Raw genomic sequence first — 17765 nt, forward strand, 5'->3', positions numbered from 1 at the left:
TAAGTTTTTCCTTAGTTATTTAATTAAGGCAGCCCTACTTATGTCTTATTTTAAAAATACAAACAAATGAAAATAGTAAATAAAGGCAAGGTCATTCTTGCTGGAACAGGTCCAGGAGATCCTGATTTGATTAGTGTCAAGGCATTGAAATACTTGAAAATAGCAGATGTGATATTAACTGATAGATTGGTATCGCCAGTTCTGATAGAAGAAAATGCCTCAAAAACGGCTTTGGTAATTTATGTAGGTAAGCAATGTTCGAAAGGCATTCACACCCCTCAAAAAGACATAAACGATTTGATGGTTGAATTTGCACAGCAAGGAAAATTGGTTCTTCGATTGAAAGGTGGCGATGCGACTTTGTTTTCCAATATCTTGGACGAATTGCAAGTATTGAAAACCCATGAAATTCCATACGAGATTATTCCCGGAATTTCGGCAGCTTTTGGAGCTGCCGCCTATACAGGAATTCCGCTAACAGCCCGAGAACATTCAAGAGGCGTTCGTTTTTTAACGTTATATGATTTGAATACCGTAAAAAGCAATCAATGGAACGATTGGTCTACCACCGATGATACCTTGGTATTCTATATGAGTGGCCAAAAGCTGCAAACATTGGTACAAAAACTCATCCATAACGGAATTGAAATCCATAAGGGAATTGCAATTGTCCAGCAGGCAACAACACCTTTTCAAAAGACAACGGTTTTTTCTTTCGAAGATTTAAAACTGAAAAGTTTGCCCGATTTTGCTTTTGTACCCACGATTATCCTGATTGGAAATGTGGTGAATCTGCATGAAAAATTTAATTGGTACCAAGAACAAAACGCTACAACATCTTACTTCGATAACCATAAAAATACCCTTCAAAATGCTATCTGAAACTAAATTATCACTCTTAAAACAATTGGTTCAAAATGCTTCCATTGAAGAAATTATTTGGACAAAAGGTTATCTGGCGGGATACACTGACCAAAACAATGCCAGTCCAGTTATTGTTGAATCAACTGAATCGGCTAAAGATATTGCTGTAAAACCCATTATAATTTATGGTACGGAAACAGGAAATTCTAAAAAAATCGCCTCGCAATTATTAACCACTTTCAAGAAGAACAAGGTTCAGGCCAAGGCGGTTGATGTTTTTCAATATGATTTCAATAAATTGGAAAAAGAAAGCTTGGTACTTTTTGTAATCAGCACCCAAGGAGAAGGAGAGTTTCCTCAAAATGCACAAGGCTTTTTTGAAAAACTGCAGACTACAAACCACAATTTAACCAACTTGAAGTATGCGGTTATAGGACTTGGCGATTCGTCTTATCCCTTGTTTTGTAATGCTGGTGTCCTTTTGGATGAAACTTTGGCAGCAAAAGGGGCTTCTAGAATTTTACCTTTATTGAAATCGGATGTTGATTTTTCTGAAGTTGTACTTTCTTGGGAAAAAGATTTGTTGAAGGTTTTTAGAGATTTTGGAAAACAAACTACTTCGGTTGTAAAGCCAATTCCAACCACTTCAGCCAAGAAAAATTATTCGGGTAAGATCATTCATAAGGTTGTCTTGAATGATATCGGTTCCAACAAAGAAACCTACCACATTGAAATTGAAACAGATGACACTATTGATTATGAACCTGGAGATGCTTTAGGAATCGTTCCTAAAAATAACCTTTCGGAAATCCAGAAGATTGCCGATTTGTTTCAAGAAGATATTGAGCGAATCATCACAATAAAAGATAAAACCGAAACTTTAAAAAATTGGTTGACTACTTCTAACATAAAAGGATTGAGCAGACGTTCATTGGAACAAATTGCTTCGTTATTTACTATCTCGGAAGTTCCTGAAAAGGCGGATCTCGCTGATTTTTTATCGACTGCAACCCTTACGAAAGAACATAAAATAGAAGACATTTTAGCCTTGCTTTTGCCAATTGCCCCACGTTTGTATTCCATCGCATCGTCGTTGGAAGCCCATGAAGGACATGTGCATTTGACGGTCAATCTATCGAAATTTAAGATTGGAGATCAAATCAAAACGGGATTGGCTTCACAATTCTTGGCAGATTTTCCAGAGCATGGAACCATTGATTTTTACATCCATAAGAATCAAAATTTCAGATTACCACCACCAGAAAAAGATATTATTTTGATAGGACCCGGAACCGGAATTGCACCATTTAGAAGTTTTATATCCCATCGGGATGCGACTGGAGCCGAAGGCAGGAACTGGTTATTCTTTGGAGAACAGCACTTCGTTCAAGATTTCTATTACCAAACCGAAATTCAAGAATGGATTGCGACTGGGGTTCTAACTCAATTTGATGCTGCTTTTTCACGGGATCAAAAGGAAAAAATATATGTACAGAACCGCATCAAGGAAAAAGCTGAAGTTTTCAATCAATGGCTCGAAGAAGGAGCGAGTATTTACGTTTGTGGACAAAAAAATCCTATGAGTAACGATGTAGAAAATGCCATAATCGAAGTCATTGCCGGTCAACGGAAAATCAGTATCGATGAAGCAAAAAATATTCTGGAAATTTTGAGTAATGAAGGTCGTTATCAAAAAGATGTTTATTAAATCAACAATTGTAATTAAGATAAAAAAATATAAAAATGAGTGAGAAATTATCAGCCGTTGAAGGCATAAAAACAAAAAGCGATGGTCTCCGAGGCACCTTGAAAGAGAGCTTGAAAGACAATTTCACAGGAAATGTCCGTCCAGATGATGAAACCTTGGTGAAATTTCATGGTATGTATGTTCAGGACGACCGGGATCGTCGAGCCGAACGGGCAGCAAAAAAATTAGACAAGCTGTATTCCTTTATGATCCGATTGAGAATTCCAGGCGGTGTTATAACTGCAGACCAATGGATTGCATTGCACAACATATCGGAAGAATTTGGAACCGGAACCTTGAAAATCACAACACGTCAAACGGTTCAACTGCATGGTTTGCTCAAACACCAGCTTCGTCCTACGATTCAATCGTTCAATGTTGCAAAACTGGATTCGATTGCAGCTTGTGGCGATGTAAACCGAAATGTAATCGTGAGTTCGCATCCACAACTTTCGGCTTTGCATCAGGAAGTGTATCAATATGCGGATAAAATTTCGACCTTATTGTTGCCGAAAACACAATCCTATTATGAAGTTTTTATTGATGGAGAAAAGATCTACGAACGTTCTTCCGAAGCTGATCCTCTATATGAAGACCGCTATTTGCCTAGAAAATTTAAAATCGCAATTGCCATTCCGCCTTCAAATGACGTGGATGTTTTCACCAATGACATAGGGTTGATTGCCATAATCGAAAACAACAAATTGCTTGGTTTCAATATTGCTGTTGGAGGCGGATTGGCTACAACACACGGAAATCCAAATACCTATTCGAGACTGGCTTCCATAATTGGTTTTACAGATACCGAAGAAAAAACCTTGAAAGCAGTTTATGAAATTTTGACAATCCAGCGTGATTTTGGGAATCGTGTCGATCGAAAATTGTCCAGGATGAAATATACTGTCGACAAGTTAACGGTAGAAGGTTTCAAAAAAGAACTCGAAAGCAGAATTGGTTTTGATTTGTTACCTCAAAAGGCTTTCAAGTTTACGGAACGAAGCGACCGCTTTGGTTGGGAAAAAAGTGAGACTGGCAAATGGTATTATACCCTTTTTGTAGAACATGGAGTTGTAAAGCCCTATCAAAAGCAGTTTTTGCTAGAAGTTGCTCAAGAACAGATTTCAAATTTTATTTTTTCAGGAAACCAGAATTTGATATTGGGAGAGGTTTCTGAAAACGATAGGCCTACGATTGAAACTCTTCTCGAAAAGCATGCCATTGCTAAAGACGATAGTATGCTTCGAAAAAACTCAATGGCATGTGTCGCCTTGCCAACGTGTCCGCTTGCATTGGCTGAAGCCCAACGGTATTTACCTGAGTTAGTAACGAAAATTGAACCTGTTTTGGAAAAATACAATCTTCAAAATGATGAAATCGTAATCAGGATGACAGGTTGTCCAAACGGTTGTGGCCGACCTTATGTTGCCGAGTTAGGCTTTGTAGGCACAGGACCTGGACAATACAATTTCATGTTGGGTGGCGATCGATATGGCGAAAGGCTCAATCGATTGTATAAAGAAAAACTTACCGAAAAGGAGATTTTGCAAGAAGCCGATTATTTGTTTCAAAGGTATACGGAACAGCGGTATGTTGGTGAAACATTTGGAGATTTTGCTTTTAGGACATTTTTTCAAAATTAGACGTAATTATTTTAATAGAACAGCATGCAAAACACATTATTTCCAGTTTTTTTAAAAACCGATACTGCACGATTCTTGGTCGTTGGAGGAGGGAATGTAGGTCTAGAAAAGACGGAAACACTCCTGAGGCAGAATCCTGAAATTGCAATTATCATTGTAGCTACCATCCTATATCCTAAGCTTCGTGAAATCGTGAGTTCGCATTCCAATATCACGGCTTTCGAGCGACCATTCCAAGAAAGTGATTTGGAAGATATTGATTATGTGATAATTGGAACAGATAATCCCGCAATAAATCTAGAGATTCGGGAGTTGGCAAAAAAAAATAAAATTAAAGTAAATGCTGCCGATCAGCCCGCTTTATGCGATTTCTATTTGGGATCAATTGTCAACAAAGGAAGTTTGAAAATCGCGATTTCGACAAATGGGAAATCTCCGGTTTTGGCCAGACGAATGCGTGAACATTTGGAGGATATCATACCCGATACCATCAACGACAATATCGAGCAGCTCCACGCCTTTAGAAATCAACATAAAGGTGACTTTCAGGAGAAACTAGCCGACTTAAACAAAGCTACAGAAGGATTATCTTCAAGACAAGAAAAAAAAGAAAGCCGGAAATACAAGAAACTGGTATTGGAAATTGCCGTATTGTTTATGATTTTTTTTATTGGCTACGGACTTTCAACTATCATTACTCCAAAGGATCTTGCCGTTCAGATCCAGTTGATTCCCAACGAATTTTGGGGAATGCTGCTGATTGGCTTTTTGGCTCAACTTGTGGATGGTGCCGTCGGTTTGGGTTATGGAGTAACGTGTGCAACCAGTATGATGTTGTTGGGAATAAAATTGCCAGCAATTAGTGGAAGTATTCATACAGCCGAAATGTTTTCCAGTGCCATAAGTGGTTTTTCGCATTACAAATTCGGTAATGTCAATAAAAAGCTTTTATGGTGGTTGGTCATTCCGGGTGTTTTGGGTGCTGTTTGTGGAGCAGGATTATTGATTTATCTGGGTAACAAATATGAAGTTTTTGCTTATTCCATTCTGTCAATTTATACTATGGTTATAGGCATAAGATTGATAATCCTTGCTTTTAAGAAAATAAGAAAAAAACAACAAACGAAACGGGTAGGGGTATTGGGGTTTTTTGGTGGCTTTTTCGATGCATTTGGTGGTGGAGGTTGGGGACCAATTGTTACATCATCACTATTAAATAAAGGCAGAAAGTCGAATTATGTCATTGGAACCGTAAGTCTTGCCGAATTCTTTGTGACTTTGGCTGCAGCCATAACCTTCTTTACAACTTTAGGAGTTAGTCATTGGTATATTATATTGGGATTAATACTTGGAGGTGCAGCTGCGGCACCGATAGCTGCAAAGCTAGCTGGAAAGTTACCTCAAAAAACCGCACTGCTTTTGGTTGCATTGTTGGTAATTGTATTTAGTTTGAGAATGCTCTTTAGAGTTTTACCTTAGCAAACAGGTTTAAATTCGTATATGAATTTTTGAATATCTGATAAAAAGCAAAAACCCTTAAAATTATTAAGATTTTAAGGGTTTTAATTTTAATTTGCTTTCCAGCTGGCGGAGAAAGAGGGTTTGCAACCCGCTTTCGTATGTCTTGATATTATTGACCTTGCAATTTTACTATTTTAAAGTACCCCGAATTGTGCCCCTTATAGATTAATTCGATTTGTACCTTTTTGACAATTCAAATATAATGAATTATCATTAATCAACAAAATTAGCAATGCTATTTTTTGAACTAGTTTCTATTATTTTCAGTGATTTAGCAGTCTTTTAGCCATTCAATTTTCATCCAACTATGCAACGCACTACATGTTCTATTTTAAGTCCTGTATACTCGCAAAATTCCTCAATAGAGATAAGCTGATGAGGTTCTTTATTTAGGTGCTTCTTAATCTTCAATAAATACAATCTTGCTTGAGCATATTCTTTTCCCATTATGCGTTGCACATCTTTTGGATATATACATACCCTTGTGCTGCTTAGTATCACTTTTCTATAATTTAATACTTTATCTATGCCTTTGACTAGGCTTTGACTACTCTATGGTAACTAATACAAAGCTATGTAATTTCTGATTAATAGAACATATTAAAATAGTCGATTAAGTGTGATTTTGTTTGGTTTAGAAATGAGAGTGTTTGAAATGTGGTTTTAATGTTTGAAACTTTGATTAAATCATTCGGGATTTAGTTGCAACGATTAACGAAATGAAAGTGAGTTGTGAAAATGAGTATTAATCAAAAATTGTAAAGATTATGGCTAGACAGAAAGGCATAATTAAACTAAAAGGTACTATCGGTGATATTACTTTTTACAAAACGCAAGACGGACACTTGGCGAGAGAAAAAGGCGGTATTGACGCTAGTAGAATTGCCAGTGATCCAGCGTTTCAAAGAACTCGTGAGAATGGCTCCGAGTTTGGCAGAGCCGGAAAAGCTGGGAAGCTTTTGCGCACTGCTCTGAGACCATTACTTATCAATTCTGCCGATGGTAGAATGGTAAGTCGTTTAACCCAAGCTATGGTTAAAGTTATTCAAGCCGATTTAGTGAGTGATAGAGGTTTGCGTAACGTAATTGATGGAGAGGCTGAATTGTTATTTGGTTTTGAATTCAATATTCGCGGTAAGCTAGGAACTAGCTTGTATGCGCCATTTGTAGCAACAATTGACCGAGTTGCTGGAGAAATATCAGTTGATATTGCTTCTTTTATTCCTTCGAATATGATTGCTGCACCAAGTGGAACTACTCACTTTAAGATTATCTCTGGCGGAGCCGAGGTAGATTTTGAAGCTGAAACGTATGTAGTTGCTACTTCTGAAACGGCAATTTTGCCATGGGATGCAACCCCAACAGCGGTTATTAACCAAGTGAATGCGGTTACAGCTGCTAGTACAAAACCTTTGTTTTTGGCTTTGGGAGTTGAATTTTATCAACAAATTAATGGAACAATGTACCCGTTGAAAAATGGTGCTTTTAATCCATTATCTGTTGCTAAGGTTGACAGTGGTGTGTAATGGTCTTATTGCTCACTAGAACTTATTTCCCTGATGGAACAAACGGTAAACTCGAATGCGATGGCAAATTAATTTGTAACACAATTGAGTTGCCTTGGAAGATTAACGAAACGAAGGTTTCCTGCATTCCGGAAGGGAAGTATTTTATTAGAAAGCGATACAGTCGGAAGTTTAAATGGCATTTGGAAGTGATTGATGTGAAAGATAGAAATTTTATTCTATTTCATCCTGCCAATAATGCACTAAAAGAACTAAATGGTTGTATTGCTCCAGTTACAAAACTTTCTGGACCAGGTTTAGGTCTGATGTCAAGAAAGGCATTTATCAAGTTGAAAAACTCGGTATATCGTGCTTTAGATAGCGCAGAAAAAGTTTTATTAATTATTAAATCTTAAAAGATGAAAAATTTATTAGGAGCTACTGCTTCAACAAATCGTATTTTTAGAAGTATTAAAATGTTAATGCTTGTTTTATTAATGACTATTGGTTTCACAAGTTGTGATGATCAATCTAATTCAGATACTTTGCCAAAAAGTGAGTTTAATTTAAAGTCAGATTTTGATGAAAGCTTTTCAAGATGTACTTGCGGATTAAGTACTGATGGAGAAATTGGAGGTTGCAAAGGAATTAAAGGTGAATGCGCAACTCAATCCCGCGATAGTATTGGTGGTGGGAAAAGTTCGAGCGGAACACTTCAAAGAAGCTCTAGTGAAACCAATGGAATTGGTGGAAGAAAAGACACCTCTACTGGAAATTATTCTTCCAAAGAGATTGGTGGCTCTAAAGACATTATAATCATAAAAAGGGAAAGCCATCGAGATAGTTCTGATATTGGTGGTGGAGGAAAAGGTTCTACTACGACATTGTTTAATCGTTACCCTAAAAAAATGAGCCATGAGTTTAATTAAAAGAGCAAAAGCACCAATACCGAAATTTTTTAAAGTGCTTCGAAATGTTGGTTTGGCATTGGCTGCTGTTGGCGGAACTATTTTAGCAGCTCCAATAGCGTTACCAGTTGTAGTCACTACAATTGGTGGTTATTTGGCAGTTGCTGGAGGAGTTTTGTCGGCTGCAAGTCAGCTAACTACAACTGATGACAGCAAATAATCCCACATTGATGGGAACTGCTGGAGGTACGTTTTTAAGTATTGTTCCTAATCTTACTTCTGATGATATAGCAAAAACGGTTGTCTTGGCTACTGTTGGAGCAATTGTCAGTTTTACGATTTCATTACTGCTTAAAAGCATAAATAAGAAGCACAAAAAATAATGTTTAACTCTAGTTGTGGTGACCTTTGGGTTAAACAAAGTGAAAGCCCAAACCGAAAGGAATGGGCTTTTTCATTTAAAAAATAACTTGTATGATACAAAATAAAATAGATTATATAAAAAGAGGTGCTTTTGATGAATTATATACGCCTAAAGAAGCTGTAGAATGTATTCTTCCTTATATTCCAGATGGGGTTAAAATAATTTGGGAATGTACCGCAATTGAGAATAGCGAAATTGTCAATGTTCTAAAAGCTAATGGATTTGAAGTGATAAAATCACACTTGAAAGATGGCTTAGATTTTTTTGAGTATGAACCTCAACACTATGATTTGATTATTACAAATCCTCCTTATTCTTTAAAGGATCAATTCTTGAAACGCGCTTTTGAATTGGATAAACCTTTTATGATGCTGTTGCCAATAACAACATTGGAAGGTAAAAAGCGAAGCGAAATGTTCCAAAAAAACAGAGTTCAAGTTTTGATACCAAGTAAGCGATTTAATTTTATCAAAGAAAAAAAAGGAAGTTGGTTTCAAACATCCTGGTTTACATGGAAACTTCATCTGAAGAATGACTTAAACTTTATTAATGTGTAGCAAAATGCCCAGTCAATATTGACTAGGCATTTATTTTTTAAACCTCTTCAAATAAATTGAGTGTTACTTCTAACACTACAACTTCCGAATTAAAGTTATAAAGTTCTTGCCATTTGGCACAATCAATTGCTTTGGCTCTGGTGTCGAATATCCCAAAACATACTCTTGATGCCTTGGATTTCCATTTGTCTGTTTGGTACAAAATAAATAGTTTCATGATTATCGATTTAAAATAAGACTTCATTTTTTATGATAGCGATGTAGAATTACTCGCTTCAAATCGTTGATAAGATTGATATTTTGATGAAATTGTTTTTCCTTGAGTTCCAAAAGGCGAAGTGTTTCAACATCTTTTTTATGTTGTTCAAAATCTTGTAGCATTTCCTCGGCTTTTGCAGAAAATTCTCTGATGAAATCACCCATTCTTAGAAACGGAATGACAGAACCACAAAGGTTTCTGTGCCAAAATTTGGACTGCCAAAGACTGTAAGTTATCCAAAAGATATTTTCGCAATCTTCTTCGTTTTGAAAAATCACGACAAAGCTGTTAGTAAATGGTGTTTTTTGTGGCTTTCCGCTGTTCAGTCCTTTGTTGAGTATGAATAAACATGGTCTGGCGTAAACAGTATCTTTTCGGTGCGTTTTGATAATGAAATTTGGCATACTTTCGGTTTTTAAGATGATGTGCCTCGCTACCACAAGCCACACATAAAATTTTTAAAAGAAAAAAAGAAAAAAAAGAAAGTCGTCCTTCAAGTGGAGGTTTCAAGAAAAACAAGTTTTTTAGAAAAAATACTACCCGATACATCATCGGAAAAGTGGAGGTGAAGTCGGAAATAAATGTTGTTGCGAACCGTTTTGGGTGGAGATTTTTTCTAAAACCCGAAGGGCTTGAACTTGTTTTTCTTGAAACCGGAACTTAACTTTACTTTCTTTTATTTATTTTTTTATTTTTCCTCGAAAGCCAAAATGTTCCATTTAAAACTGATTTTGGGATGTTGTTAAGAATAGTGGATGTCCTCGGAAAGGGTATAAATTTTCAAAACAGAAAAAAGAAATAAAATTCCATACCAATTATTTTTTTGTTTTGAAAATTTATACTCTTTCGTTTGAAGTTTTTATTGTTTTTAATGGTCAAACGTAATGGTCTTTTTTCTTGGAATTGTACTTAGTGACCATTTCTTACTATTTGATTTTTTTGGGTATAGAAAATGGTTTTTACCATAGGCAAATCGATTTAACATAAACTATTTTCTATACTCAAAAAAACAATGCAACTACTTACCTAGTGCGATGAGGCAGTAGCGCAGGCAAGTGTATCTTGTTTTATTTGCTACTGTAGAGGTTGTGATTGTTTTTATGATAGCTTGATGCTACCGTAAAAGTGAATTGTAATTCGGAATAAGAGATTGGTTCTTTTGAAATGATATAGCATTAAGCTATCGTGAAAACAATGATTGTGGATGTTCTGGCAAATGAAACAAGATACTCTTGCTGGCATTTTTGGTTTTGTGGGTAAAGAAAATGACTTTAACCAAAGGCAAAATAGTATAACTAAGTCATTTTCTTTACTCACAAAAGCAACGAAAACACTACCTATTTAATCGCAAAGTTGATAAAGACAGTTATAGAGAACGTTCATAAAAGCAATGGTGACCGAAAATATCCTATGAAATAGCAAATGTTCTCTAAGACAGTGGAGAAGGACGGTATTTTTTGTAGCACACCTTAGTTGAATATATCAAACCAATGTTCTAGCTACAAAAAATGTTGTCCTGGAGCCACTGGCAAGCGCGTTGGCTGTGCGGCTGTTTTACATAGTTGATATTATAGCTTCATTGCAAAAACCAAAAAAACAATAACAACGCTTTGTGATGAACTATAATACTCAATTATGTAACACAGCTTGGGAAAAAAAATTACTGGCGCAAGTCACGAAGTGTACGTGTTTTTTCTAAAAACTGTGCCAGTAATTTTTTTTGGAGCGTTGGCTAAGGAGTGGCAACTGAAAACCTAAAACGTCAATTTACCACTAAACGAAAAAGTACGTTCTCGTTATTTATAAATGAAATTAGTGAAATGAAGCAAACAAAGAATTGATGCTAGGAATACTTGGACTAGGAGCAATTTTTGTGCAGCTGAATGAGATAATGGTAAAAAATGATTGCTGATTTATAAAACATTTTCTCTAAGTAATACTTATTTTATATTTTTTTAAAACCACAAAACTGAAAATTTTGTATTGTATCAAATGGTGTAGTATGATTTTCTGTAAAACATTTTACAGCTTCAAAATTTTCACTAAAAGTATGTTTCATAGTATTTTCAGAATATTGTTTTATTTCTAAACCACTGCATTTGAGTGGACCGTTTTCTGAAAAAGTTCCCAATAGAAAATTTCCATTTTCAGTTATAGAATTATTAACTAAAGTAACATATTTATCAATATTTTCTTGTTCTGTCAAAAAATGAAAAACAGCTCTATCGTGCCAAAAATCAAATTTAATATCTGTACTGAATTGCGTAATGTCGGAAACAATCCAATGCACTTTATTTGCTTTTTCTCCTAATCGTTTTTTTGCTCTTTCTAAAGCAAATTCAGAGATATCTAAAACCCAAATATTTTTATATCCATTTTCTAATAAAGCATCCACTAAATTGCTGTCGCCACCACCAAATCAATTATATTGGCGTCTATAGATAGGTTCAGATTTTCTAAATAATCTATTGATGTTTTTGGATATTTTTGTGTCCAACTTACTTCGCTAGGATTTTTAGTTGCAAAAACATTTTCCCAATGTGATTTATTATTTCCCATTATTACTATTTTTCACAAAGATAATGATTAATGAAAGTTTTTCTATTTTTAGTAATTCAAATTCAATCCAAATCCAAATCCCATATCACTATCGTAATGCGTTCTTAGACTTACATTTCTTTTTAAAATATAACGAGCATCGAGCATGAATTCTGTATCTGTATTAACCATAAAACCCATTCTTAATCGTTTAGAAATTGGAATGTCTTCACGCATTAATTGTAATCTTACGTTTCCATCTTGAAAAACTTCGGCTTGTGCAATTACTAACATTGGTAGTGTGTAATTAACTCCTGCACTTAAAACGGCTCTTTTATCTTTGGTGTTTTCTTGTCCAAAAATATTTTTTTCGATTTCTCCGTTCATTTTTCTGTAACGCCAATCGAAACCAATGAAAGGCATTAACCACTGCATTTTTCCTATGTATCTTCCTAAGTGGAATTCTGCTTCATAGCCGTGCATATCATTATACCCTAATCGCCATTCTGCTCCTAAACTCCAACGTGTATTTTGGATCATCGCCATTCCATCATTTCCATTGGTAGCAAAATCATTTTCAGCCATAATGTGAAAAGCTCTATCATCGGCAAATAATTTTCTTTGTGCTAATTTGGGATTTGGAATAAGTGGATTTGGAGCTTGGTTTTCGTAGGTAAAAACTCTTCCCATACCTGCCATCATGTGGTATAAAATATGACAATGAAAAAACCAATCGCCTTCAACATTTGCATTGAATTCAATAATATTTGTTTCCATTGGCATTAGATCCATTACATTTTTTAAAGGCGCAAACTCTTCTTGACCATTAATAATTCTGAAATCATGACCATGCAAGTGCATTGGATGACGCATCATGGAACCGTTGTAAAGCGTAATTCTAATATTTTCTCCTTTTTTTATAAGTATTTTATCGGTTTCAGAAACTACTTTATTGTCTAAACTCCAAACGTATCGGTTCATATTTCCTGTAAGCTCAAAACGAAGTTCTTTTACTGGTGCATCTTTGGGTAATGTCGTTTTATCAGTTGCTTTTAGCATTGCATAGTTGAGTGTTGTAATACTAGATAGCTTATTGGCATTGTATTGATTTTGATTATGGTTGGAATGGTCATTTTTCATTTCCATACTACTCTCATTTTCTTTGTTTTTTGCATTTGTAGCACCAGTTATTTCTGGATACATTACTACATTCATATCCATTTGGTTTAAGGACATACTCATTCCCATATCGTCCAAGTCGCCGTTCATTTTCATCATTCCGTTCATCATTTTCATACCTTCAAAATATTTCAATTTTGGTAGTGGAGTAATTAATTGTTTGATACCATTTCCAATGTATAATGAAGTTGATTTAGTTCTATCTTCCGGAGTTGCTAAAAATTCGTAGGAAGTATTATCGGCTGGAATTGTAACTATAACATCATAGGTTTCTGATACCGCAATTAATAATCGATCTACTTCAACTGGTTCAACATCGTTACCATCACTGGCAACTACAGTAATCTTTCCTCCAGCATAAGTTAGCCAAAAATAAGATGAAGCACCGCCATTAGCTATTCGCAATCGAACTTTATCACCGCCTTTGAATTGTGATAATTGATTTTCATTTTTACCATTAATAAGAAACTTTTCATAATACACATCGCTCACATCCATTGCGTTCATGCGCTTCCACTCGTTGGCAATTTTTGTTTTGAAATGACCTTGCTTTATGGCTTCTGCATAACTTTGGGTAGTACCTTTTTTGATGGCGAACCAATCGGTTGCATTGTGTAACATTCTATGAACGTTTTCTGGTTTTAAATCAGTCCATTCACTTAAAATAACTGGAACAGTTGGTAAATCATCAATTCCTTTTCGGAATGTTTTATCATTTTGTTTTTTATTCATGATGAACATTCCATACATTCCGATTTGTTCTTGTAAGCCAGAATGACTATGATACCAATGTGTTCCGTTTTGTATGATTGGAAAAGTGTATTTATGAGTAGTACCAGGTTTGATTGGCATTTGTGTTAAATTAGGTACACCATCTTCTTTATTAGGCAAAAATAGTCCGTGCCAATGTAAAGAAGTGTCCTCATTTAATTCGTTGTGTACATAAACTTCAGCAATGTCTCCTTCAGTAAATGTCAACGTAGGCATAGGAATTTGACCATTAACAGCAATGGCTCTTTTTTCTTTTCCGGAATAATTTACAATAGTATCTCGAACGTATAAATCGTAGCGAACGATGTTTTGAGAAAATAGCGTTTGTGTAGCCAAAAGCAGTACTACTATCGGCAATATCTTTTTTGAAAGAATGTTTTGTATATCCATTTTAAAGGTGTTTTTTTTAATTTTGATTTTAAAATATTATTTTTTTAACAGCAATTCCCAATCAATAATTTTATCATTCAATATTTCAATGTTTTTTTTCATTTTCTCTTTATCGGCTAATGTAATTGCTCTTTTTGCTGCTGCGATTGCAGTGGTATAATCCTTTAATTCGGATGCTATTTTTTGCGTTAGATTTGGATAATAGAAATTTTCAGGTTTTAATTTTTCTGCTTCTAAAAGCCATTCAATCGCTCGTTTAAAATCTCTATTGGTACTGTAATAATAATTAGCAGCCTGAAATAATAAAGTAGCATCCTGAGTTTTTCCTTTAATAATATGTTGGTCTATCAATGCTACTATTGTATCGTCTTCTTTACTTTTAATTGGTATTTTGACCATAGTGTTTTCCCAAAATATTTTTAGAAATGCTTCTCCTTTGCTATTGATGTCATTTAATTCAATTGTAAATGTTTCATAGAAGTTAGCGCTCTTTTCGACAGGAACTTTAAAGCGCATCACATCCTTTTTTTCATCATAACCAGTCTCGCCATGTAAAGTGGTGTCTGTGTTGATGATAATAGTCCACTCATTGCCTGAAGGAATTGTGAATATTGAATAAATACCTGCTTTTAATACATTGTTGCCAAATGCAATATCTTCGGAAGTGGTTATTACGGTACAATCACTTGCACCAGTTCGCCAGAGTTTATCAAACGGTACTAACTCCCCAAATATTTTCCGTCCTCTGACTAACGGTCTGCTATATGTTACTTTGATTTTTGCGCTACCTACTTCTTGCTCAAAAGCAGCTGAAGGACTGGCGGAAGTAACTCTTATCTGGACTTTGCTTTGTGCAGATAGTAATAAGGATTGCAAAATAATTAAGCCTGTTAAGATTGTTTTTTTCATTTTATAAGTTTAAAGTTTTAAATTTCTTAGTCGTAACGCATTTACAATTACGGATACTGAACTAAATGACATTGCCAAAGCCGCAATCATAGGAGATAATAAAATTCCAAAAAATGGATATAAGACCCCGGCAGCAACAGGTACGCCTAATGCGTTGTAGAAGAAAGCAAAAAACAGATTTTGCTTAATATTTCTCATAACAGCATGGCTTAAATTCTTAGCTTTTACGATGCCCTGTAAATCCCCTTTGACTAAAGTTATTTTGGCACTCTCGATAGCTACATCTGTTCCTGTTCCCATAGCAATTCCTATGTTGGCTTGTGCTAAGGCCGGAGCATCATTAATGCCATCACCTGCCATGGCCACAATTTTGCCTTCAGCTTGTAATCTTTTAATCTCTTTGAGTTTATCTTCGGGTAAGCATCCTGCTTTGTATGAAGCTAATCCCAATTCATCTGCAACTGCTTTGGCTGTATTGACATTGTCACCAGTCATCATGATTACTTCGACACCTTGGCGCATTAACTCTTTTATGGCATCTTTGCTGGAGGTTTTAATGGCGTCTGTTATTGATACAAAACCAACTGCAATGCCATCAATAGCAATGTATGAAACGGTTTTACCTAATTTTTGTTCGGTAATGATTTTGCTTTCTAAATCGGCAGCGACTGTTGCTTTGACTTGTTCCATTAATTTTTTATTACCCAATGCTACTTTTTTACCGGTAACTGTTCCTGTAACTCCTTTACCGGCAACAGCTTCAAAATCTTTTACCTCGATTAAAGCAATGGATTTTGATTTAGCATAATTGACAACAGCCTGTGCTAATGGGTGTTCGCTATGTTGATTTAAAGAAGCGATACTTTGCAATAGTTCGTTATCATTGTTGTTGGATGCATAAATTTTTTCGACAGATGGTTTTCCTTCGGTGATGGTACCAGTTTTATCGGTAATTAAAACATTAACCTTATTCATGTTCTCTAAAGCCTCAGCATTCTTTATCAAAACGCCTGATTGTGCTCCTTTGCCAACACCAACCATTACTGACATGGGAGTTGCCAGACCCAGAGCACAAGGACAGGCTATAATTAATACAGCAATAGCATTTATAAAGCCATACACCAATGCTGGTTCGGGACCAAATTTTGCCCAAACAAAAAAGGTTATTGCCGATATAATGACCACAATTGGCACAAAGTACTTGGAGATACTATCTGCTAATTTCTGAATTGGAGCTCGTGAACGACTGGCATCATTTACCATTTGCACGATTTGAGATAGCAAGGTTTCGGAACCTACTTTTTCGGCTATCATCACAAATGATTTGTTTCCGTTTATTGTTCCGGAAATTACGTTATCGCCTTTCTTTTTATCAACCGGTATTGGCTCACCAGTAATCATGGCTTCATCTATACTGCTTTCCCCATCGGTTATTTTACCGTCAACAGGAATTTTATCTCCGGGTTTTACTCTCAATAAATCGCCTTTTTTGATGTCGTGGATTGATATTACTTTATCACCGCCATCAATAACCAAAGTAGCTTCAGTTGGCGCAAGTTTTAATAATTCTTTGATAGCTCCGCTGGTTTGGCTGTGTGCCCTTGCTTCGAGTAATTGTCCTAACAAAACTAAAGTCAGAATAACTGTTGTTGCTTCAAAGTATAATAATACAGTTCCGTGTTCTGTTTTGAATTCACTTGGAAAAATATCCGGAAAAAACATTCCGACTAAACTAAATAAAAATGCCACTCCCGTTCCAATTCCGATGAGTGTGAACATATTCAGATTCCAAGTAATAATTGATTTCCAGGCGCGGACAAAAAATACCCAACAGGCATAAAAAACAACAGGAAGAGATAAAATAAGCTGTACCCAGTTCCATTTGTCCGCATCCATTAGTTGCAATAAAGGATTATTGTGTGCCATTTCAATCATGGCAATGGCGAAAATGGGAACTGTAAACACAACTGCTATTTTCATTTTCTTAACCAAATCTTTATAAGTCCTTTGGTCTTCGCTTTCGCTTGGTTCCATTGGTACTAAATCCATACCGCATATAGGACAGGAACCCGGAGTTTCACTAATTACTTCGGGATGCATTGGACAAGTATATAGTGTCTTGTTTACGGTTAGTTCAGGTGCTTTGACTAGATCCATTCCACACACAGGACAATCGCCCGCTTTGTCATAGACTTTTTCGCCTTCGCAATGCATTGGGCAATAATATTTACCAGCGGCGTTGGTTGGTATAACAGCCTCTTTTTTATAATTATGCTCATGAGTAGAACAACATGACTTTGCAGCGGATTCATTAGTTGTAGTATCTTCTGTAGTTTTATCATTGCTCATTTCTATGGTGTATTTTCCAACAGTCGTCAGTGCTTCCTGCAACTTTGATGTTGGAATGTGTTTGTCCATAGTAATTATGGCCACTGGTGGGCTTAATGAAACTTTTGCTTCAATACCATCAATAGTATTCAATGCTTTCTCGACTTTAGAGCGACAACCATCGCAAGTCATTCCGGTAATGCTGTAAGTATGTATCATTTTTTA

The 17765-nt window shown here is 35.7% G+C and carries 17 protein-coding genes; 10 read left to right on the forward strand and 7 right to left on the reverse strand.

What is annotated here, in order from left to right:
* The first annotated feature begins 66 nt into the window (after positions 1 to 66).
* The 10 genes from cobA to G508_RS0107785 all read left to right on the forward strand — a co-directional run bounded on the left by cobA (position 67) and on the right by G508_RS0107785 (position 9166).
* Positions 67 to 882: a uroporphyrinogen-III C-methyltransferase gene (gene cobA, locus G508_RS0107740; RefSeq protein WP_026704778.1), complete on the forward strand. Its 816-nt coding sequence runs from the start codon at positions 67 to 69 to the stop codon at positions 880 to 882.
* The gene (locus G508_RS0107745) at positions 872 to 2572 is read left to right on the forward strand and encodes a diflavin oxidoreductase (protein ID WP_026704779.1); all 1701 of its coding nucleotides are present in this window, start codon (positions 872 to 874) and stop codon (positions 2570 to 2572) included. Before cobA ends, G508_RS0107745 begins: the two co-directional genes overlap by 11 nt.
* A gap of 35 nt (positions 2573 to 2607) precedes the next feature.
* The gene (locus G508_RS0107750) at positions 2608 to 4251 is read left to right on the forward strand and encodes an NADPH-dependent assimilatory sulfite reductase hemoprotein subunit (RefSeq protein WP_026704780.1); all 1644 of its coding nucleotides are present in this window, start codon (positions 2608 to 2610) and stop codon (positions 4249 to 4251) included.
* A gap of 24 nt (positions 4252 to 4275) precedes the next feature.
* Positions 4276 to 5730, forward strand: a complete 1455-nt coding sequence (locus G508_RS0107755; protein ID WP_026704781.1) for a TSUP family transporter — start codon at positions 4276 to 4278, stop codon at positions 5728 to 5730.
* An 809-nt stretch (positions 5731 to 6539) separates the two neighbouring features.
* On the forward strand, positions 6540 to 7298 hold the full coding sequence (locus G508_RS0107760) for a hypothetical protein (protein ID WP_026704782.1): 759 nt from the start codon (positions 6540 to 6542) through the stop codon (positions 7296 to 7298).
* On the forward strand, positions 7298 to 7693 hold the full coding sequence (locus tag G508_RS0107765; RefSeq protein ID WP_026704783.1) for a DUF5675 family protein: 396 nt from the start codon (positions 7298 to 7300) through the stop codon (positions 7691 to 7693). Before G508_RS0107760 ends, G508_RS0107765 begins: the two co-directional genes overlap by 1 nt.
* A gap of 3 nt (positions 7694 to 7696) precedes the next feature.
* Positions 7697 to 8206 carry a hypothetical protein gene (locus G508_RS0107770; protein WP_026704784.1) on the forward strand — a complete coding sequence of 170 codons (510 nt, stop codon included), beginning with the start codon at positions 7697 to 7699 and terminating at the stop codon, positions 8204 to 8206.
* Positions 8193 to 8405: a hypothetical protein gene (locus tag G508_RS0107775; RefSeq protein ID WP_026704785.1), complete on the forward strand. Its 213-nt coding sequence runs from the start codon at positions 8193 to 8195 to the stop codon at positions 8403 to 8405. The genes G508_RS0107770 and G508_RS0107775 overlap by 14 nt, the downstream gene beginning before the upstream one ends.
* Positions 8392 to 8568 (forward strand): hypothetical protein, encoded by a 177-nt coding sequence (locus G508_RS20035; protein WP_169628022.1) that lies wholly within the window; start codon positions 8392 to 8394, stop codon positions 8566 to 8568. Before G508_RS0107775 ends, G508_RS20035 begins: the two co-directional genes overlap by 14 nt.
* Positions 8569 to 8659: 91 nt before the next feature.
* Positions 8660 to 9166, forward strand: coding sequence for a class I SAM-dependent methyltransferase (locus G508_RS0107785; protein WP_026704786.1), 507 nt, complete (start codon positions 8660 to 8662; stop codon positions 9164 to 9166).
* Between the two features lie 37 nt (positions 9167 to 9203).
* On the opposite strand, the gene G508_RS0107790 is transcribed toward G508_RS0107785, so the two are convergent.
* The 7 genes from G508_RS0107790 to G508_RS0107820 all read right to left on the reverse strand — a co-directional run bounded on the left by G508_RS0107790 (position 9204) and on the right by G508_RS0107820 (position 17759).
* Entirely contained in the window at positions 9204 to 9383 is a 180-nt protein-coding gene (locus tag G508_RS0107790) for a hypothetical protein (protein WP_026704787.1), read from the reverse strand.
* 23 nt (positions 9384 to 9406) lie between these two features.
* A complete protein-coding gene (locus tag G508_RS0107795; RefSeq protein WP_026704788.1) occupies positions 9407 to 9829 on the reverse strand; it encodes a DUF6943 family protein in 423 nt (140 codons plus the stop codon).
* Positions 9830 to 11370: 1541 nt separating this feature from the next.
* Positions 11371 to 11820: a class I SAM-dependent methyltransferase gene (locus G508_RS18735; protein WP_342662955.1), complete on the reverse strand. Its 450-nt coding sequence runs from the start codon at positions 11818 to 11820 to the stop codon at positions 11371 to 11373.
* Positions 11820 to 11984: a hypothetical protein gene (locus tag G508_RS20540; protein ID WP_342662956.1), complete on the reverse strand. Its 165-nt coding sequence runs from the start codon at positions 11982 to 11984 to the stop codon at positions 11820 to 11822. The genes G508_RS18735 and G508_RS20540 overlap by 1 nt, the downstream gene beginning before the upstream one ends.
* A gap of 48 nt (positions 11985 to 12032) precedes the next feature.
* Positions 12033 to 14303 carry a multicopper oxidase domain-containing protein gene (locus G508_RS0107810; protein ID WP_026704789.1) on the reverse strand — a complete coding sequence of 757 codons (2271 nt, stop codon included), beginning with the start codon at positions 14301 to 14303 and terminating at the stop codon, positions 12033 to 12035.
* 36 nt (positions 14304 to 14339) lie between these two features.
* Complete coding sequence (locus G508_RS0107815; RefSeq protein WP_026704790.1) at positions 14340 to 15212, reverse strand: DUF2911 domain-containing protein; 873 nt, start codon at positions 15210 to 15212, stop codon at positions 14340 to 14342.
* 9 nt (positions 15213 to 15221) lie between these two features.
* Entirely contained in the window at positions 15222 to 17759 is a 2538-nt protein-coding gene (locus G508_RS0107820) for a heavy metal translocating P-type ATPase (protein ID WP_026704791.1), read from the reverse strand.
* Between the last annotated feature and the right edge of the window lie 6 nt (positions 17760 to 17765).

This window comes from Flavobacterium soli DSM 19725 (assembly GCF_000422705.1).
GTDB lineage: Bacteria > Bacteroidota > Bacteroidia > Flavobacteriales > Flavobacteriaceae > Flavobacterium > Flavobacterium soli.